Origin of the sequence: Chromobacterium alkanivorans (assembly GCF_016937655.1) — a bacterium.
Classification (GTDB): Bacteria; Pseudomonadota; Gammaproteobacteria; order Burkholderiales; family Chromobacteriaceae; genus Chromobacterium; species Chromobacterium alkanivorans.
Window position 1 is genome coordinate 319,346 of record NZ_JAFHKL010000004.1, and the last position, 19,503, is coordinate 338,848.

At 64.8% G+C, this 19,503-nt stretch carries 16 protein-coding genes; 8 read left to right on the forward strand and 8 right to left on the reverse strand.

The window, feature by feature from the left end; all coding sequences use genetic code 11:
* Positions 1-15: 15 nt before the first annotated feature.
* The 3 genes from mrdA to JW897_RS09590 all read left to right on the forward strand — a co-directional run bounded on the left by mrdA (position 16) and on the right by JW897_RS09590 (position 6,084).
* Positions 16-1,956 carry a penicillin-binding protein 2 gene (mrdA, locus tag JW897_RS09580; RefSeq protein ID WP_048413579.1) on the forward strand — a complete coding sequence of 647 codons (1,941 nt, stop codon included), beginning with the start codon at positions 16-18 and terminating at the stop codon, positions 1,954-1,956.
* Entirely contained in the window at positions 1,937-3,031 is a 1,095-nt protein-coding gene (rodA, locus tag JW897_RS09585) for a rod shape-determining protein RodA (protein WP_048413685.1), read from the forward strand. The genes mrdA and rodA overlap by 20 nt, the downstream gene beginning before the upstream one ends.
* Positions 3,032-3,348: 317 nt before the next feature.
* On the forward strand, positions 3,349-6,084 hold the full coding sequence (locus JW897_RS09590; protein ID WP_205465907.1) for a M16 family metallopeptidase: 2,736 nt from the start codon (positions 3,349-3,351) through the stop codon (positions 6,082-6,084).
* A 22-nt stretch (positions 6,085-6,106) separates the two neighbouring features.
* Here JW897_RS09590 and dinB read toward each other — a convergent pair whose 3' ends face one another.
* The 3 genes from dinB to JW897_RS09605 form a co-directional block, all read right to left on the reverse strand.
* Complete coding sequence (gene dinB, locus JW897_RS09595; RefSeq protein WP_205465908.1) at positions 6,107-7,246, reverse strand: DNA polymerase IV; 1,140 nt, start codon at positions 7,244-7,246, stop codon at positions 6,107-6,109.
* Between the two features lie 13 nt (positions 7,247-7,259).
* The gene (locus tag JW897_RS09600) at positions 7,260-7,565 is read right to left on the reverse strand and encodes an Rdx family protein (RefSeq protein WP_205465909.1); all 306 of its coding nucleotides are present in this window, start codon (positions 7,563-7,565) and stop codon (positions 7,260-7,262) included.
* 336 nt (positions 7,566-7,901) lie between these two features.
* Positions 7,902-8,381 (reverse strand): copper chaperone PCu(A)C, encoded by a 480-nt coding sequence (locus JW897_RS09605; RefSeq protein ID WP_205465910.1) that lies wholly within the window; start codon positions 8,379-8,381, stop codon positions 7,902-7,904.
* 176 nt (positions 8,382-8,557) lie between these two features.
* On the opposite strand from JW897_RS09605, the gene JW897_RS09610 reads away from it, so the two are divergent.
* The 4 genes from JW897_RS09610 (at position 8,558) to JW897_RS09625 (ending at position 11,197) form a co-directional block, all read left to right on the forward strand.
* Complete coding sequence (locus JW897_RS09610) at positions 8,558-9,202, forward strand: MarC family NAAT transporter (protein ID WP_048413584.1); 645 nt, start codon at positions 8,558-8,560, stop codon at positions 9,200-9,202.
* 21 nt (positions 9,203-9,223) lie between these two features.
* Positions 9,224-10,057 (forward strand): AraC family transcriptional regulator, encoded by an 834-nt coding sequence (locus tag JW897_RS09615; RefSeq protein WP_205465911.1) that lies wholly within the window; start codon positions 9,224-9,226, stop codon positions 10,055-10,057.
* A 127-nt stretch (positions 10,058-10,184) separates the two neighbouring features.
* The gene (locus JW897_RS09620) at positions 10,185-10,889 is read left to right on the forward strand and encodes an AzlC family ABC transporter permease (RefSeq protein WP_240352141.1); all 705 of its coding nucleotides are present in this window, start codon (positions 10,185-10,187) and stop codon (positions 10,887-10,889) included.
* Positions 10,886-11,197: an AzlD domain-containing protein gene (locus JW897_RS09625; protein ID WP_205465912.1), complete on the forward strand. Its 312-nt coding sequence runs from the start codon at positions 10,886-10,888 to the stop codon at positions 11,195-11,197. The genes JW897_RS09620 and JW897_RS09625 overlap by 4 nt, the downstream gene beginning before the upstream one ends.
* A gap of 532 nt (positions 11,198-11,729) precedes the next feature.
* On the opposite strand, the gene map is transcribed toward JW897_RS09625, so the two are convergent.
* The 4 genes from map to JW897_RS09645 all read right to left on the reverse strand — a co-directional run bounded on the left by map (position 11,730) and on the right by JW897_RS09645 (position 17,190).
* Positions 11,730-12,518 carry a type I methionyl aminopeptidase gene (gene map, locus JW897_RS09630; RefSeq protein ID WP_205465913.1) on the reverse strand — a complete coding sequence of 263 codons (789 nt, stop codon included), beginning with the start codon at positions 12,516-12,518 and terminating at the stop codon, positions 11,730-11,732.
* A gap of 39 nt (positions 12,519-12,557) precedes the next feature.
* Complete coding sequence (locus tag JW897_RS09635; RefSeq protein ID WP_205465914.1) at positions 12,558-13,871, reverse strand: sodium-dependent transporter; 1,314 nt, start codon at positions 13,869-13,871, stop codon at positions 12,558-12,560.
* 216 nt (positions 13,872-14,087) lie between these two features.
* Complete coding sequence (locus JW897_RS09640; RefSeq protein ID WP_048413589.1) at positions 14,088-15,464, reverse strand: amino acid permease; 1,377 nt, start codon at positions 15,462-15,464, stop codon at positions 14,088-14,090.
* Between the two features lie 349 nt (positions 15,465-15,813).
* A complete protein-coding gene (locus tag JW897_RS09645) occupies positions 15,814-17,190 on the reverse strand; it encodes an amino acid permease (protein ID WP_240352142.1) in 1,377 nt (458 codons plus the stop codon).
* A gap of 512 nt (positions 17,191-17,702) precedes the next feature.
* Here JW897_RS09645 and JW897_RS09650 point away from each other — a divergent pair.
* Positions 17,703-18,431: a glycine zipper 2TM domain-containing protein gene (locus tag JW897_RS09650; RefSeq protein WP_205465916.1), complete on the forward strand. Its 729-nt coding sequence runs from the start codon at positions 17,703-17,705 to the stop codon at positions 18,429-18,431.
* 122 nt (positions 18,432-18,553) lie between these two features.
* Here the strand turns inward: JW897_RS09650 and JW897_RS09655 are convergent, their stop codons facing one another.
* On the reverse strand, positions 18,554-19,411 hold the full coding sequence (locus JW897_RS09655; protein ID WP_205465917.1) for a sterol desaturase family protein: 858 nt from the start codon (positions 19,409-19,411) through the stop codon (positions 18,554-18,556).
* Positions 19,412-19,503 lie beyond the last annotated feature (92 nt).

The window sequence follows — 19,503 nt, forward strand, 5'->3', positions numbered from 1 at the left end:
CGCCGCGGACCATCCATGCCTCAACCGACCCGCTTCAAGAACCCGCAGGCCGAAGACAGCCAGTTCCAGCTGCGCCTGATCGTCGCTTACGCGCTGATCGTGCTGATGTTCCTGGTGCTGCTCACCCGCTTCATCTGGCTGCAAGTGCTGCAGCACGAACACTTTTCCACGCTGGCGCAGAACAACCGCATCTCGCTGGTGCCCATCCTGCCCAACCGCGGCCTGATCCTGGACCGCAACGGCGTGGTGCTGGCGCAGAACTACTCGGCCTACACGCTGGAGCTGACGCCCAGCAAGATCGCCGACCTGGCCGCCACCGAGGCCGAACTGCGCAAGCTGGTGGACATCACCCCGCGCGACGAGCGCCAGTTCAAGCGCCTGCTGATCGAGAGCAAGAACTTCGAATCCATCCCGCTGAAAACCAAGCTCAGCGAGGAAGAGGCCGCGCGCGTCGCCGCCCAGTCCTGGCGCTTCCCCGGCGTGGAGGTCAAGGCGCGGCTGTTCCGCGACTATCCGTTCAAGGAAATGACCAGCCATGTGCTCGGCTACATCGGCCGCATCAACCAGCGCGACAAGGAGCGGCTGGAAGAGGAAGAAAAAACCGCCAATTACAAGGGCTCCAACTACATAGGCAAGACCGGTCTGGAAGCGGTGTACGAGGACGACCTGCACGGCAAGGTCGGCTTCGAGGAGGTGGAAACCGACTCCGGCGGCCGCGCGGTGCGTTCGCTGCGCCGCACGCCGCCGGTCAACGGCAACACCCTGAAGCTGGCGCTGGACATCCGCCTGCAGGAAATGGCGGACAAATTGTTCGGCAACCGCCGCGGCGCGCTGGTGGCGATAGAGCCGTCCACCGGCGGCGTGCTCGCCTTCCTGTCCAAACCGGGCTTCGACCCCAATCTGTTCATCGACGGCATCGACACCCAGACCTGGACCAATCTGAACAACGACTGGCAGAAGCCGATGATCAACCGCGCGCTGCGCGGCACCTACCCGCCCGGCTCCACCTTCAAGCCCTTCATGGCGATGGCGGCGCTGGAGAACCACGCCATCGGCATGCGCGACATCCGCCCGGCGCCCGGCTACTTCACCCTGCCCGGCTCCAGCCACCAGTTCCGCGACAGCAAGAAGGCCGGCAACGGCATGATCAATCTGCAGCGCGCGATCGAAGTCTCCAGCGACACCTTCTTCTACAAGCTGGCCTGGGACATGGGCATAGACAAGATCCACCCGGCGCTGGCGCAGTTCGGCCTGGGCAGCAAGAGCGGCATCGATCTGGACGGCGAGTCCATAGGCGTGCTGCCGTCCAAGGAATGGAAGGCGCGCCGCTTCTCCCGCTACAAAGAGGAATTCCGCCGCTGGTATCCGGCCGATGTGGTCAGCATCGGCATCGGCCAGGGCTTCAACGCCTACACCCCGCTGCAAATGGCCAACGCCACCGCCATCCTCGCCAACGACGGCCAGGTGTTCAAGCCGCACCTGGTGCAGCAGGTGGTGGACACCCGCAGCGGCAAGGCGCGCATCATCGAACCGATGCCCATCCGCCAGATTCCGTTCAAGCAGGAAAACTTCGAATACGTGAAGCGCGGCATGGAAGGCGTGATGACGCGCGGCACCGGCGCGCGGCTGGGCGTGGGCCTGCAATACCCGATGGCCGGCAAGACCGGCACCGCCCAGGTGGTGCAGATCAAGCAGGGCGCCAAGTACAACGCCGCCGCGCTGGCCGAGCAATACCGCGACCACAGCTGGTTCATCGCCTTCGCCCCGGTGGACAAGCCGCGCATCGCGGTGGCGGTGATCGTGGAGAACGCCGGCTTCGGCGCCGCCGCCGCCGCCCCCATCGTGCGCGCGCTGTTCGACTACTATTTGCTGGGCAAGGTGCCGAAAGACATCGAAGGCACGCTGAAAACCATGCCCACCGACACCGCCAACGACAATGCAGACCTCCCTAATTAAACGCGTCTGGCAGCAGATCAAAGAACCGCTGGACGGCTGGCTGATGCTGTTCCTCGGCCTGATCTTCGTGCTCAGCATGGTGCTGCTGTACTCGGCCAACAACCAGTCCTTCGACAAGATAGACAACAAGCTGATCTACACCAGCCTGTCGCTGATCATCATGTGGATCATCGCCCGGATGCGGCCGCAAAGCATCATGAACTTCGCGCCGCCCATCTACGGCCTGGGCGTGCTGCTGCTGCTGGCCGTCCACTTCAAGGGCGTCACCGTCAACGGCTCCACCCGCTGGCTGGAACTGGGCATCACCCGCATCCAGCCGTCCGAGATCATGAAGATCGCGCTGCCGATGATGCTGGCCTGGTTCTTCCAGAAATACGAGCTGTCGATGCGCTGGTGGCACTACCTGGTGGCCGCCTTGCTGATGGCGGTGCCCAGCGCGCTGGTGCTGAAGCAGCCGGACTTGGGCACCACGCTGCTGATCGCCGCCGCCGGCCTGTTCGTGCTGTTCTTCGCCGGCCTGCCGTGGAAGGTGATCTTCGCCGGCATCGGCCTGGGCGCCGCCAGCCTGCCCATCGTCTGGAACCTGCTGCACGACTACCAGCGCCGCCGGGTGCTGACCATGATAGACCCCACCACCGACCCGCTGGGCGACGGCTACCACATCATCCAGTCCATGATCGCCATCGGCTCCGGCGGCCCCTGGGGCAAGGGCTGGCTCAACGGCACCCAGACCCACCTCGACTACATCCCGGAACGGACCACCGACTTCATCTTCGCCGTGTATTCCGAGGAATTCGGCCTGGCCGGCAATGTGCTGCTGTTGGTGCTCTATCTGCTGGTGCTCAGCCGCGCGATGATGATCACCGCCAGCGCCCAGACGCTGTACGGCCGGCTGATGGCCGGCTCCATCACCCTGTCCTTCTTCGTCTACGCCTTCGTCAATATGGGCATGGTGTCCGGCATCCTGCCGGTGGTGGGCGTGCCGCTGCCCTTCATGTCCTATGGCGGCACCGCCACCGTCACCCTGTTCGTCGGCATGGGCATGCTGATGAGCATCAGCAATCTAAAACGCTGAGAGCCTGTTTACGATCTGCTGCGCTTTGGCGATACGGCGTTGGAAATGACCTCAGAATGCTCATGTACCGTATGTACATTCCGCTTCTTCGGTCATTTCCGCCTTGTCTCGCTCTTGCTCGCGAGATCGTAAACAGGCTCTAAGTTCCATGGCGGGAACCAATGCCCCGCCGCGCCGGCCTACCCCTGTTTGCCCCAGACTTACGTCATGCCCGGAATGTTTCCGACTTGACGAAGGCAAGCAAAATCGCAAGCCTATAGCATTCCGGCGCCGCCGCGCGCCGCCGCCCCTCATTCACGCAGAGGAAACGCCACCGCATGCGCATCAAGACCCTGAGCCTGCTGCTCGCCCTGTCCCTGGGCCACGCCCTGCCGGCCATCGCCGCCGAACCCGCCGCCGCCAGCCAAAGCCAGCTGCAAGCCTACACCAGCGTGGAAGGCGTCACCGAATACCGGCTGCCCAACGGCCTGCGCGTCCTGCTGGCGCCGGACGCCTCCAAGCCCACCACCACCGTCAACGTCACCTATCTGGTGGGCAGCCGTCACGAAAGCTACGGCGAGACCGGCATGGCCCACTTGCTGGAGCACATGCTGTTCAAGGGCACGCCCAGCAGCGGCAATCTGATGCAGGAGCTGGGCAAGCGCGGCATGCAGTTCAACGGCACCACCTTCCTGGACCGCACCAACTACTACGAAACCTTCCCCGCCAACGACGACAATCTGCGCTGGGCGCTGGAAATGGAAGCCGACCGCATGGTCAACAGCAAGATCGCCAAGAGCGATCTGGACACCGAGTTCTCGGTGGTGCGCAATGAAATGGAAATGGGGGAGAACAATCCCCACCGCGTGCTGTGGAAGCAGATGACCGCGGTCAGCTACGACTGGCACAACTACGGCCACAACACCATAGGCGCGCGCTCGGACGTGGAAAAGGTCCGCATCGACAATCTGCAGGCCTTCTACCGCAAGTACTACCAGCCGGACAACGCGGTGCTGATGATCAGCGGCAAGTTCGACCCGGCGGCGACGCTGGCCGTCGTCCGGCAGGCCTTCGGCAAGATCGCCAAGCCGCAGCGTCAGCTGACACCCACCTGGACCGAGGAGCCGCAGCGCGACGGCGCGCGCGAACTGACCGTGGAGCGCGTCGGCGACACCCAGCTGGCCGCGGTGCTGTATCCGATCTCCGCCGGCAGCCACCCGGACGCGGCGGCCATCCTCGTGCTGGCCGACATCCTGGCCAGCACGCCCAACGGCCGGCTGTACCAGGCGCTGGTGGGCGGCAAGAAAGCCGTCGGCGTCGAGGCCTGGCCGTTCGCGCTGGCCGAACCCGGCTACATCATCTTCTGGGCGGAGCTGAACAAGGGCCAGAAACTGGCCGACGCGCGCCAGGCGCTGCTCGCCGCCATCGAAGGCTTCAAGAGCAAGCCGGTGACCGAGGCCGAACTCAAGCGCGCCAAGACCAGCCTGCTCAACGACATCGACAAGACCCTGAACGATCCGCAGCAGCTGGCGGTGGAGATGTCCGAGGCCATCGCCAAGGGCGACTGGCGCCTGTTCTTCCTGACCCGCGACCGCATCGAGGCGCTGAGCGTCAAGGACGTGGAGCGGGCGGCCGAAAACTACTTCAAGCCGTCCAACCGCACCTACGGCCAGTTCGTGCCCACCGCCAAGCCGGACCGCAGCGTGATCCCGGCCACGCCGGACGTGGCCAAGCTGGTGGACGGCTACAAGGGCCGCGCCGCGATCAGCCAGGGCGAGGCCTTCGATCCCAGCCCGGCCAATATCGACGCCCGCACCGAGAAAACCACGCTCGCCAACGGCGCCAAGCTGGCGCTGCTGTCCAAGAAGACCCGCGGCGAAACCGTCAACGGCAGTTTCAGCTTCGCCTTCGGCGACGAGAAAAGCCTGTTCGGCCGCGGCGCCGTGCCCAGCCTCGCCGCCGACATGCTGGAGCGCGGCAGCGGCAAGCTCAGCCGCGCCGAAATCAGCAATCGTCTGGATCAGCTGAAAGCCAAGCTCAGCGTTTCCGGCTCCGGTCAGGAAGTCAGCGTGGATTTTGAAACCACCCGCGCCCATCTGCCGGCGCTGCTGGACCTGATCGCCGGCCTGCTCAAGCAGCCCAGCTTCCCGGAACAGGAGTTCGAGCTGCTGCGCAAGGAAGAGCTGACCGCCATCGACGCCCAGCGCAACGAGCCGCAGGCCATGGCCACTCAGGCCGTGGGCCAGGCGCTCAATATCTATCGCAAGGGCGATCTGCGCTACCGCCCGACGCTGGACGAGGCCGCCGCCGAGCTGAAAGCCGCCAAGCTGGACGAGCTCAAGCGCTTCCACCGCCAGTTCTACGGCGCCAACCACGCCCGCTTCGCCCTGGTCGGCGACTTCGACGCCAAGGCCGCGCAAAGCCAGCTGCAAAAATTGTTCGGCGGCTGGAACAGCCCCGTGGCGTACCGCCGCGCGCCCAGCCAGCTGCCGCCGGCCAAGCCTGGCCGGCAACAGCTGCTGGCCAAGGACAAGGCCAACGCCTTCTACCTGGCCACCGCGCCGCTGGCGATGCGGGACAGCGACGCCGACTACCCGGCGATGCTGGTCGCCAACAAGATCCTGGGCGGCGGCGTCAAATCGCGGCTGCTGGACCGCCTGCGCCAGAAGGACGGCATCAGCTACTACGCCGGCAGCCAGTTCAAGGCCGGCAGCTTCGAGCCGGTGGCCAGCCTGAGCCTGGTGGCCATCTACGCGCCGCAGAACCTGGACAAGCTGAAACAGGGAGTGGCCGAGGAGCTGACGCGCTTCATCCGCGACGGCGTCAACGCCACCGAACTGGCCGACGCCAAGAAAGCGCTGCAGCAGGAAAGGGAAATCGCCCGCGCCCAGGACGGCGCGCTGAGCGCGGCGCTGGACGGCCAATTGCAGATCGGCCGCGGCATGGACTTCAACGCCAAGGTGGACGCCGCCATCGCCGCGCTGACGGTGGAGCAGGTCAACGCCGCGCTGCGCAAGCATATGGACCCGGCCCAGTTGCTCCAGGTCTACGCCGGCGACTTCAAGCGCCCCTGAACCGGCCCGGCGCCGACGGGCCTCAGCCCTCCCGCGGGGGCGGCTCCGCCTCGCCCGCTGCGGCGTCCGCCGCCGGCAGGTCCGGCAGCGGGCGGCCGTCGCGGCCGAACAGGCGCAGCTGACGCGGCAGGTCGTGCTCGTCCGCCAGCTTGACGCCGACACCGACCAGGCGCACCGGCCGTCGGCCGCGCTCGAAGCCCACCCGCAGCAACTCCCCGAAACGCGCCGGCGACAACTGTCCGCCGGCGTGCTCCACCGTGGTCTGGCTGAAATCGTCGAACTTGAGCTTGACCGACAAGCCCTTGAACGCGGGATTGCCGCTGCGCGCGATGCGCGCGCTCAGCCGGTCTATCAGTTCCGGCAGCTTGGACAGGCAGGCGCCGGCGTCGGGCAGATCGACGGCGTAAGTCTCCTCGACGCTGATCGATTTGCGGCTGCGGTCGGTGGACACCGGCCGCGGGTCGACGCCGCGCGCCAGTTCGTAAAGACGCTCGCCGAACCGGCCGAAGTGACGCAGCAGATCGGCCAGCTCCCAGGCCAGCATGTCGCCGCAGCGCCGGATGCCCAGCTCGTTCAGCCGCTGCGCGGTGACCCGGCCCACGCCGTGTATCTTCTCCACCGGCAGCGCGGCGACGAAGCCGGCCACATCCTGCGGCCGGATCAGGAACTGCCCGTCCGGCTTGTTCCAGTCGCTGGCCACCTTGGCCAGGAATTTATTCGGCGCGATGCCGGCCGAGGCGGTGATGCCCACCTCCTCGCGAATCTGGCGGCGAATCGCCTCCGCCATCCGCGTGGCGCTGCCCTGCTCGTGCGGCTGGCCGCTCACATCCAGATAGGCCTCGTCCAGCGACAAGGGCTCGATCAAGGGCGTGTAGCGCTCGTAGATGCGCATGATCTGCTGGCTGGCCTCGCGGTAGCGCGCCATGTCCGGCGGCAGGATCAGCAGATCGGGGCACAGGCGCAGCGCGCGCGCCGACGACATCGCCGAGCGCACGCCGTAGCGGCGCGCGATGTAATTGCAGGTGGCGATCACGCCGCGACTCTCCGGCCGGCCGCCCACCGCCAACGGCAAGGGCCGCAAGGCGGGGTCGTCGCGCATCTCGATGGCGGCGTAGAAACAATCGCAATCGACGTGGATGATTTTGCGCTGCGGCTCGCTCATGGCGATGCTTGAATCAGGAGACGGCGCCGTCGCTATGGCCCAGCGAACGCTGCGGCGCCACCCGGTCGCGCACCCGCTGCTTCAGCAGCTTGATGTCGGGGAAACCGCCGTCGGCCTTGCGGTCCCACAGCAGCTCGCCGTCCAGCTCGACGCGGAACACGCCGCCGCTGCCGGGCTGCAAGGCCACCTCCGCCAACTCCTTCTCGAAGGTGGTCAACAGCTCCTGCGCCATCCAGGCGGCGCGCAGCAGCCAGCGGCAGCCGGTGCAGTATTCAATGCTCAGGCGCGGAGATTTGGCGGGGGGGATAGAAGATGTCATGCGGGAAAACGCGGTCGGCTACGGGATGGCTGACAGCATAACAGTATAGAAGGGGGCATGGAGGGGAAAGGAACTGCCGGCGTCCCTGGATTTTGTTGTGCGCGGCCGCAAGCGGCCGCTCCTCCATCGTTTCTCTCTTTGTGCAGACTTGGCGTTTGACCTTGTCAGGGCGCCGGCAGTGGCAATGACGTCTTGTTCGCAACACATTCCCGACGCCAAGTCTGCCCAGTCGCCGGCCCCTGGTAAAGCATTTACTCCAGGCCGCGCCGATTGCTGCGCTGCACGATGTAACTTCGGCGCAACGTTACCGGTAGCAAACGGCCGCGGCCACGCGGCTCAATGCGCGTGTTCGGCCGGCGCGGCGGCGGCGGCGGCGACGCCGTCTTCCACCACCACGTCCACGGTCACGCTGCCGGCCTTCTCGAAGCGCAGGGTCAGCGGAAAACGGTCGCCGACGCGCAAGGGTTGCTTCAGGCCCATCAGCATCACGTGATAGCTGCCCGGAGCGAACTTGACTTCCTGGCCCGCGGCCACGGCCACGCCGCCGGCCACTTCGCGCATGCGCATCACGCCGTTGTCGTTGATGTGGGTGTGCAGCTCGGCCTTGGCCGCGCGCGGCGTGCTGGCCGACAACAGCTTGTCGGCGGTCTTGCCGCGATTGCTCAGCGACAGGTAGACGCCGCCGGTCGGGCTGCTTTCCGGCATCGCCCGGCTCCACGGATGGCCGATCTTCAGATCGCCCAGCTTGAATTCGTGCGCCATCGCGCCGGCGCTCAGCAGGCACAGGCACAGCAACGCGCTCAATGTCTTTCGCATAATGGACTCCTTGGGTTTGGGGCACTCTAGCACAGCCCTTATGGACCGCCGTGCGGCATAATGCCACAGCCAATGTCATGCCGCGCGCGCGCCGTGGAATTTCCCTTGTCACCGGCCCGCGGCCTCAGGCAGACTGCGTCCATTCCTTGTAATGTTCGCTTCATCAGCGTAGTGCCATGCTCAAGACGTTGTCGCTCCAATTCCTGTTCGGCGGGTTGCTCAGCCTGCTCACCATCACCAACCCGCTGTCCAAAATTCCGCTGTTCATCACCCTGACCCGCGAAATGAGCGACTCCGCGCGCGACAACCAGGCGCGGCGCGCCTGCGTGTTCGCCGCCGCCATCATGGTGGTCAGCCTGCTGGCCGGCAACCTGATCATGTCGGCCTTCGGCATCTCCTACGGCGCGCTGCGCATTTCCGGCGGCTTCGTCGTCGCCGTGCTCGGCTACCGCATGCTGTTCCTGTCGCAAGACCCGGGCAACGCGCCCAAGACCGGGGAGCGCGAGGACTACGCCTTCTTCCCGCTGGCCATGCCCGGCATCAGCGGGCCCGGCACCATCGCCGTGGTCATCGGCATTTCCACCGAGATCGCCGAACTGACCACGCTGCCGGCCAAGGCGCTGGCCTTCGCGATGACCTTCGCCGCCATCGGCGGCACCTGCTTCGGCATGTGGCTGACGCTGAAATCCTCGCAGCTGATCGCCCAGCGCCTGGGCCGCGGCGGCCGCGAGGTGATGACGCGGCTGATGGGCTTTTTGCTGATCTGCATCGGCGTGCAGTTCGTCGGTTCCGGCATCCGCACCTTCATGGCCGGTTCCTGAGGCCGGCCGCGACGCCCCGCCATGTCCCCCCAGGCGTCCGACCGTTCCGACTTTTTCCGCGCCGACGACATCGGCGCTCTGGAATGCCTGGACGCCAGCTACGCCCAACGGGTGTTTCCGCCGCATTTTCATGAAGAGTACGTGGTCAACGCGCTGACTCTGGGCGCGCAATCCTACCATCACCGCGGCGGCACCCACCGCGCCGGCGTCGGCGCGCTGGTGCTGATCAACCCCGGCGAAGTGCACACCGGCGAGACCGCCGACGCGCGCGGCTGGGCCTACCGCGGCTTCTACCCGTCCGCCGATTTCCTGCAGCGGCTGGCCGCCGACATCAGCGGCGACGCCCACGCCCGGCCTTATTTTCGCGACACCGTGGCGCTGGACGCGCCGCTGGCCGCCGGCATGGACCAGTTGCATCGCCTGCTGCGCGACAGCCAGGACCGGCTGCTGCGCGAATCGGCGCTGCAACGGATGTTCGGCGCGGTGCTGCAACGCCATATGCAGGTGCGCGACCAGACCCAGGCCGCCGCGCCGCGCGCGGTGGAGCTGGCGCGGCAGATGCTGGCCGACGCCATCAGCGACAATCTGTCGCTGCAGGCGCTGGCGGCGGCGGCCCAGCTCTCCCCCTGGCAGCTGTGCCGCCAGTTTCGCCAGCACTTCGGCCTGCCGCCGGTGGCCTGGCGCAATCAGCTGCGCGTCAACCGCGCGCGCCAGTTGCTGGCCCAGGGCCAGACGCCGGGCGCGGTGGCGCTCAGCCTGGGCTTCGCCGACCAGGCCCACCTGACCCGCGCCTTCCGCCACACCGTGGGCCTGGCGCCGGCGGCCTATCAGCGCGCGCTGGGCCTGCGCCGCTGAGCGCCTGTTCCCGCTGGCTCGCGCAAGCGCCCTGCCGCACGGCAAGCCCCCCTGCAAAATCGTTCAAGACGCCGGACGCTTTCGCCTGCATGATGAATGCACCTCATCCTCGCAAGGCCCCGTTCCGATGACTCGCTCCACCCCCGCCGCCTGGGCGCTGCAAGGCGCGCGCGACAGCCTGCCGATGCTGATAGGCGCCGCGCCCTTCGGCCTGATCTTCGGCACCCTGGCCATCGCCGCCGGGCTCAGCCCCTTGACGACCCAGGCCATGTCCTTGCTGGTGTTCGCCGGTTCTTCCCAATTCATCGCCGTCAGCCTGGTGGCGGCCGGCGCCGCGCTGCCGGTGCTGTGGCTGACCACCTTCGTGGTCAATCTGCGCCACGCGCTGTACAGCGCCACCCTGCTGCCTTACGCGCGGCAATGGCCGCTGGCCTGGCGCTGGCCGCTGGCCTTCTGGCTCACCGACGAAACCTTCGCCGTGGTCGAACACCGCTTCCGCACCCAGGGCGCGGCCGGCGGCCAGTGGTATTGGCTGGGTTCCTCGCTGGCGATGTACGGCAACTGGCAGGCGTGGACGCTGGCCGGCGTGCTGCTGGGGCGTTCGGTGCCGGGGCTGGCGCAACTGGGGCTGGACTTCGCCATGGTGGCGACCTTCGCCGCCATCGTCGCGCCGCAATTGAAAAAACGGCCCACGCTGGCGGCGGCGGCGGTGGCCGGCCTGACCGCGCTGTTCACGCGCGGCCTGCCCTACAAACTGGACCTGATGCTGGCGGCGCTGCTCGGCGTCGGCGCCGGACTCTTGCTGGAAGGCAAGCGCAAGGAGGCGGCATGAACCATTGGTGGATGATACTCGGCATGCTGGCGGCCACCCTGCTGATCCGCGCCAGCTTCCTGGTGTTCGGCCAGCGCCTGGCCTTCCCGGACTGGCTGAACCGCGCGCTGCACTATGTGCCGGCCGCGGTGCTGTCGGCGCTGGTGGTGCCGATGGCGCTGGCCCCGGCCGGACATATTGATCTGTCGCTGGGCAACGCCTACCTGATCGGCACCCTGGTCGCCGTCGCGGTGGCGTGGAAGAACGGCAAGACCCTGCTCGCCATTGTGGTCAGTTTCGTCGTCTACGGCTTGCTGCGCTGGCTCTAAGTCTTTCGCTCGCGAGAACGTAAACCCCTTCTAAGAACCGCTAACAACACCTCACGGAGAAGCTGAGCCAAGGCGCGCCGACGCAGGCAGTACTAGTAGTACGACAAGGAGGCGCAACGCAGGATCAGGGATTTGCTTAACGGGTCTAAGAGCCTGTTTACGATCTTTTGTCTGTACTTTGAAACACGGTTTGGTACACAGGAAGTCGCGTATTCGACGCGCCCTGGGTCCCTTCAAGCCTGCCGGTCCGAGGTCTTAAGCGGCTGCTTGTTCGAGCAGCGCGACGGTAGCGCGCCATCACTGAGCGAATCAAAGATTCGCACGTAGAGAGTTCAGCCGCGCCTCGGGCCTGACGGGACCCGGCGGAAAGCCGCAGGCCAGGCTTGCAGGGTGGCCTTTAGGAGTGGAGAGGATATTTGGCCAAGCAAATATCTCCTCCCTGCTCGCCGGGCAGCCCCGGCAATGAAAATCATCATCCGCGCAGCGGATTCCATGTCTTGGAGCCATCACTCGGAAAGATCGTAAACAGGTTCTAAGCCGCCAGCAGTCCCAGCGCCGCCAAGCCCGCCTTCTCTTCTTCACGCAAGGTCAGGATGCGGCAACCATCGGCGGTGACCAGGAGGGTATGCTCGAACTGGGCCGACAGGCTGCGGTCGCGCGTCACCACCGTCCAGCCGTCCCGCAGCACCTTCACCTCCTTGCCGCCCTGGTTGATCATCGGCTCGATGGTGAAAGTCATACCCGCCTCCAGCTTGAGCCCCTGGCCGGGCCGGCCGTAGTGCAACACTTGCGGCTCCTCGTGCATCGCGGCGCCGATGCCGTGGCCGCAATATTCGCGCACCACGCTATAACCCTGCGCCTCCGCGTGCTGCTGGATCGCATAGCCGATGTCGCCCAGGGTCGCGCCCGGACGCACCTTGGCGATGGCCAGGTACAGGCAGCGCTGAGTCACGTCCATCAAGCGCCGCGCGTACGGGCTGATCTCGCCAACCGCGAAGGTCTTGCTGCTGTCGCCGTAATAACCATCTTTCAACACTGTCACATCGACATTGACGATGTCGCCGCGCTTCAAGCGCGATTCGGACGGCCAGCCGTGGCATACCACCTGATTGGTCGAGGTGTTGACGCTGAACGGGAAACCGTACTGCCCCTTGCTGCCCGGCAGCGCGCCCAGCTGCTCGACGATGTAGCGCTCGCAGAAAGCGTCAATTTCCAGCGTGCTGACCCCGGGCCGAATCATCTCTTCCACCGCCTGCAGCACTTGCGCGGTCAGGGAGCCGGCCAACTCCATGCCCTTGATCGCGGACTCGGTTTTAATCATGGCCCCTCCTTTCCTCATTTATGCCGTAAGCAAATCAAATCAGACATTGTATATCAACACCAGGCCGATCAAGACCGGCGCCGCCCAGCAATAGATGAAGCGCACGCCGGCGCTCAAGGCCGCCGGCAATTGCAGCTCGGCGCGCATCGTCGGCCAGATCACCCAGCCGGCGAAGCAGGCGGTGCCGATGCCGCCCAGCGGCAGCAGGATGTTGGACGCGGTGTAGTCCATCAACTCGAACACATTGCGGCCGAACAGCTTCCAGTCCGCCAGCGGGCCGAAGGACAGCGCCGCCGGCACCCCGGCGCAAAACACCAGCAGGCAGATCAACAGCGTCGCCTTGCGGCGGCCAACGCCCCACTCGTCGATGGGAAACACCGCCACCAGCTCCAGCAAGGACACCGACGAAGTCAGCGCCGCCATCAGCAGCAACAGAAAGAAAGCCGCGGCCAGGCCTTGGCCGAAGGGCAGGTGGTTGAACACCACCGGCATGGTCATATAGGTCAGGCCCGGGCCGGCCTGCGGGTCCAGGCCGAAGGCGTAGATCGCCGGGAAGATCATCAGGCCGGCCAGCACCGAAGTCAGCGTGGTCAGGCCGGTCACCCACAGCGCGGCGCCCGCCAGTTTCGCGTCCCGGCCCAGGTAGGAGCCGTAGGCGATCATGCAGCCGGCGCCCACCGACAAGGAAAAGAAAGCCAGGCCCAAGGCCTCCACCAGCATCCCCGGCGTCACCTTGGAAAAGTCCGGCGTCAGCAGCGCCGCCACGCCGGCTTCTGCGCCGGGCAAGGTCAGCGAGCGGGCGATCAGGCCCAGCATCAACAGGAACAGCAGCGGCATCAGCACCTTGCCGGCGCGCTCAATCCCCTTCTGCACCCCGCACATCACCACCAACAGGGTCAGCCCGGTGAACAGGGCGTGAGTCAGCAGGGATTCAAAGGGGTCGGACACGTAATCGCCGAACAGGCGCGCCAGCGCCGCCGGGTCGTTGCTCATCACCCGGCCGTCGAGCGCGCGCAGCAGATAGCCCAGGGTCCAGCCGCCCACCACGCTGTAGAAGGAAAACACCAGAAAGCCGCACAGCACGCCGGCGTAGCCCACCAGCTTCCAGCGACGCGAGCCCAGCCGCGCGAACGCGCTCACCGCGCCGCAGGCCGCCGCGCGGCCGATGGCGATCTCGGCCAGCAGCAAGGCGATGCCCAGGGTGAAGGTCAGCAATAGATAGATCAGCAGAAAGGCGCCGCCGCCGTTCATCGCGGTGACGTAGGGAAACTTCCAGATGGAGCCCAGACCCACCGTGGCGCCGGCCGAAGCCAGAATGAAACCGAGGCGGGAACCCCATTGCGTGCGAGACATGACAACTCCTGAGTCAGAACAATTTGCCGCCGCACGGGGTAAGGCTGGATACAACAAGGCCGCCCATGACGGCGGCCCGGAAAACAGATGCGAAAATCCCTGGCGCGCCGATTAGCTGCGCCACCACCACGTTTTGGTCTGGAAAGGGATGATCTGCTTCATAAGCGTGGAAGCATGCCGGTTTCCGCCCCTGCGCGTCAAGCCCGGCATGCGCGCTCACGCCTGGTCGACGGCCAAGCCGGCCTCATTCGGCCCCGTCCTTTTCAGACGGAAACCCAGCCACAGCGCCAGCAGCCACACCGGCAACACGTACACCGACACCGCGACGCCCGGGGTGAACAACATCACGCCCAGAATCATCAGCATGAAGGCCAGGCACAGCCAGTTGGCGAACGGATGCCACAGGGAAGCGAACACCAGCTTGCGGCCGCCCTGAGCGCGGCGGAACTTCAGATGCGTCAGGCTGATCAGCGCCCAGTTGATCACCAAGGCGGTGACCACCAGCGACATCAACAGCGCCAGCGCGCCGCTGGGCAGCAGATAGTTGAGCACCACGCCGGCGAAGGTCGCCAGCGCCGAGAGCAAGGTGGCGTTGACCGGCACCCCGCGCTTGTCCAGCTTGGCCATGCTCTTGGGCGCGTTGCCCTGCTGGGCCAGGCTGAACAGCATGCGGCTGGTGGCGTAGACGCCGCCGTTGTACACCGACAAGGCCGCGGTCAGCACCACGAAATTCAAACCGTGCGCGGCGAAGCCAGCGCCGATCTGCTCGAAGATCATCACGAAGGGGCTGCCGCCGGCGGCCACTTTGCTCCACGGATACAAGGACAGCAGCACCAGCAGCGAGCCGATGTAGAAGATCAGCACGCGGTAGATCACCTGGTTCACCGCCTTGGGAATGGTTTTCTGCGGATCCTGAGTCTCCGCCGCCGCCATGCCGATCAGCTCCAGCCCGCCGAAGGAGAACATGATCACCGCCATGGTCATGAACAGGCCGCCGACGCCGTGCGGGAAGAAGCCGCCGTCGCGCCAAAGATTGCTCACCGAGGCCTGCGGACCGCCGTTGCCGGACAAGAGCAGATAGCCGCCGAATACGATCATCGCGATTACCGCGCTTACCTTGATCAGCGCGAACCAGAACTCGGTCTCGCCGTAGTATTTGACGCTGCTCAGATTGACGCCGGTAATCGCCACGAAGAAGACCAGCGCGGTGACCCAGGTGGGAATTTCCGGCCACCAATAACGCACGTACTCGCCGGCGGCGGTCAGTTCGGCCATGCCGGCCAGCACGTACAGCGCCCAGTAGTTCCAGCCGGACAGGAAGGCGGGGAACTTGCCCCAGTAACGGCCGGCGAAATGGCTGAGCGAGCCGGCCACCGGCTCCTCGGCCAGCATCTCGCCCAATTGGCGCATGATCAGAAAGATGATGAAGCCGGCGACGGCGTAGCCGAGAATCATCGCCGGGCCGGCCGCTTTCAACACGCTGGCCGAACCCAGGAACAGACCGGTGCCGATCGCGCCGCCCAGCGCGATCAACTGGATATGGCGGTTTTTCAGCTCGCGCTTCAAACCGGTGGAAGTGGGGGTAACGCTCACCTTGGCGCCTCCTGCTGATTAGTGAATGGAACGGTATTGCTTCATCAATGCAGCAAGGCCCTCACCACTCGCAAATTAGACAATAAGTCTAATAAAAATCAGCAAGACATCCCTATTACATACATCAACTTCAAACAAACCATGACCAGATTAAACAAAACAAGACATAAGGTCAAAAAACATTTCAATACAATGGGCCAACAACAGCAGACCATTGCCATATCGCCTTGAATTTAGACATTTTGTCCAAAAACAGGCGCGCCGGTTGCGCATGGCCGGCGCAAAAAAAGCAGGGCCGCCCGGGGAGGCGGCCCTGCCGATTACGCTCGCCTGGCGAGCGCAAACATCCTCAAGGCGTCTGGCGCGCGGGTTCTTCTGCCGGGGCGCCCTTGGCGCGATAACCCACCCACAACAGGCCCAGCCATATCGGCAGCACATAGACCGATACCGCGGCGCCCGGGGTCAGCAGCAGGATCAACAGAATCATCGCCATGAAGGCCAGACAGATCCAGTTGGTCAGCGGGAACCAGAACGATTTGAACACCAGCTGCTCGCCGACTTCGTTCTTGGCGCGACGGAACTTCAAATGGGTCAGGCTGATCATCGCCCAGTTGGTCACCAGCGCGGCCACCACCAGCGACATCAGAATGCCCAGCGCCTCGCCCGGCAACACATAGTTCAGGATCACGCAGGCGAAGGTCGCCAGCGCCGAAACCAGGATCGCCGTCACCGGCACGCCGCGCTTGTCCACCTGCATCAGCGTCTTGGGCGCGTTGCCCTGCTTGGCCAGGCCGTACAGCATGCGGCTATTGGCGTAGACGCTGCTGTTGTACACCGACAGCGCCGCGGTCAGCACCACGAAGTTGAGCAGATTGGCGGTGAGGCCGGAGCCGATCTGCTGGAAGATCATCACGAAGGGGCTGCCGCCGGACGCCACCTTGCTCCATGGGTACAGCGACAACAGCACCACCAGCGAGCCGATGTAGAAAATCAGGATGCGGTAGATCACCTGATTCACCGCCTTGGGGATGGTGGTGCGCGGATTGTCCGCCTCGGCCGCGGTCAGGCCGATCAGTTCCAGGCCGCCGAAGGAAAACATGATCACCGCCATCATCATGAACAGGCCGCTGAAGCCGTGCGGGAAGAAGCCGCCGTCGTTCCACAGATTGCTGAACGAAGCCTGCGGGCCGCCGGTGCCGGTCAGCAGCAGGTAGCCGCCGAACAGAATCATCGCGATCACCGCCACCACCTTGATCAAGGCGAACCAGAACTCCGCCTCGCCGTAAACCTTGACGTTGGCCAGATTGATGCCGTTGATACAGACGAAGAACACCAGCGCGGACACCCAGGTGGGCACGTGCGGCCACCAGTACTGGACATAGGCGCCGACGGCGGTGAGTTCGGCCATGCTGACCAGGATGTACAGCACCCAGTAGTTCCAGCCGGACAGGAAGCCGGCGAAATCGCCCCAATAACGGTAGGCGAAGTGGCTGAAGGAGCCGGCCACCGGCTCCTGCGCCACCATCTCGCCCAGCTGGCGCATGATCATGAAGGCGATCAGGCCGGCGATGGCGTAGCCCAGAATCATAGCCGGGCCGGCGGCTTTCAGCACGCTGGCCGAACCGAGGAACAGGCCGGTGCCCACCGCGCCGCCCAGCGCGATCAATTGGATGTGGCGGTTTTTCAAACCGCGCTTCAAACCGGCTTCGTTTGAAATATCAGTCAAGGCTGCCCCCTCAATCATCATTTTCCAGCAACATTAATACCAACAGCATGACAATTCAGGCAAGCCGCGTCGTTTCTGTTGCAAACATCGACAAGCTGGACATTAAGCACCCAAGCAAGCCCCGCGTCAAACGACGACATTGGCTTTTTATGCCTTGAACGCGTCATATATTGAATACAATGAAATTAAATTCGATTATTTAAACAAATACTTTGCTCTAATTGCTCAATTACCTGCAGACTACTGCAAATTTCTGCCACAGCGCCCGTCTTGCGCGCTTATCAGCCGACTCGCATATAAGCAAGCGTTCGCTCGCTGATATCTTGATTTAAATCAAACCGCTAGCGCCCCCGGAGCACGGCTACCGCCGCCGCAAACGCTAACGATTCGCCACTTTTAGTAACAAATGGAAAACATTTGATTTGCAACTGTCTGCCACCATGAAGTGTCTGAATTTCATCTCACTCATCATGATTACGGCCGCATAGACGGCCTCGTTTTGGAGACGAACCATGAAACAATCCTTGTTGATCGCCAGCGTGCTGGGCGGCGGCATCGCTCTCGGCGGCCTGGGCGTGGCCGGCTATCAGGCGGTGAAGTCCAATCCGCAAACCGCGGCCGCGCCGCAGCAAACCACCAGCGCGCCGGCGGCCGCTTCCGCCGCCGCGGCGGTGCTGCCTCCCGCCGTGGCCTCCGCTCCGGCCGTTCTTGCGGCGGCGGCGCCCGCCGCCGCGGTGCAAACGGCGCAAGCGGCGAGCAAGCCCGCCGAACCCAGCGCGCCGGCCAAGCCGGCGGCGCCGGTCCACGCCACCCACGCCCGCATCCTGGCGGTGACGCCGATCAAGGAAACCGTCAACGCGCCCAAGCAGGTCTGCCATCAGCAGCAAGTGACTCACCAGGCGCCGGTGCAGGATGAAAACCGCATCGCCGGCTCGGTGATAGGCGGCGTGATCGGCGGCGTGCTGGGCAATCAGGTGGGCGGCGGCAACGGCAAGAAGGCCGCCACCGTGATCGGCGCGCTGGCCGGCGGCCTGGCCGGCAACAAGGTGCAGGAAGGCATGCAGCAGCGCGACCAGGTCAACAGCACCCAGACCATCTGCAACGAGGTGAACGAGAGCAGCGAAAAAGTCGTCGGCTACGACGTCAAGTACTCGCTGGACGGCAAGACCGGCACCGTGCGCATGGACCGCAAGCCCAAGGGCAAGACCCTGCCGGCCAAGAACGGCAAGGTGCTGGTTTAGCATCCTGGTGTAGAGTTGCGCCGACTGGCTCAGCGCTGACGCTGATGCTTGCTAGCCGCGCTAGGCTGGCTCAAGACCATGCTACGCAAAAGCGGACCTCCCGGTCCGCTTTTTTCATGCCCTCAGCGCCAGCGCGCCGCCACCGCCTCGGCGGCCTCCGGCGGGCCGAACAGCACCGTCCAGCGGTCTTTCCAGTTGGGCGCACGCCAGGCTTCGCGCAGCATGTCCCGCCATTCCACCACGCTGACCCACAGCGGATTGAAGCTGTTCACCGGCTTGACGGTGCCGTAGTCGCAAGGATCGTCGGCGCTCTCTTCGACATAGGTGCCGAACAGGCGGTCCCAGACCACCAGCACGCCGGCGTAGTTGTGGTCGATGTAGCGCGGATTCTTGGCGTGGTGGCCGCGATGGATGGACGGGGTGTTGAGCACGTACTCCAGCCAGCCCAGCTTGGGACAGGCCTGGGTGTGCACGAAGAACTGGAAGGCCAGGTTCAGCAGCACCACGCCCACCACCTGTTCGGGCGGGAAGCCCAGCCAGGCCAGCGGCAGCCAGAACGCCCACATGCCGGCCAGCGGATACATCAGGCTCTGGCGGAAGGCGGTGGTGAAGTTCATGCGGGTGGAGCTGTGATGCACGCTGTGCGCCGCCCACAACCAGCGCACGCGGTGGCTGACGCGGTGGAACCAGTAGTAGAGAAAGTCCTGGCCGATGAACAGCAGCAGGAAGCTGAGCCAGGAATCGGAAAACTGAAACAAGCGGTGTTGCTGGTAAATCCACGCGTACAAGGGCAACACCAGCACCCAGGCCAGCTTGTCCGCGCCCTGGTGCAGCAAGCCCAGGCAGGCGCTGCACACCGAATCGCGCCAATCGTAAAGGCTGAGCCGGCGCTGCCGGCGCAGATGCCACAACTCGCCGGCGACAAAGGCCAGAAACACCGGCGCCATCGCCAGCAGCAGCAGCTGTATGTCGAACTTCATCACCGCCTCCCGCTTGGGAACCGTGTCCGCGCCAACGCAAACACTTGATTGGAGTTTGAACTCTATAATTGCTCAAACGCCGAATTCCGGCA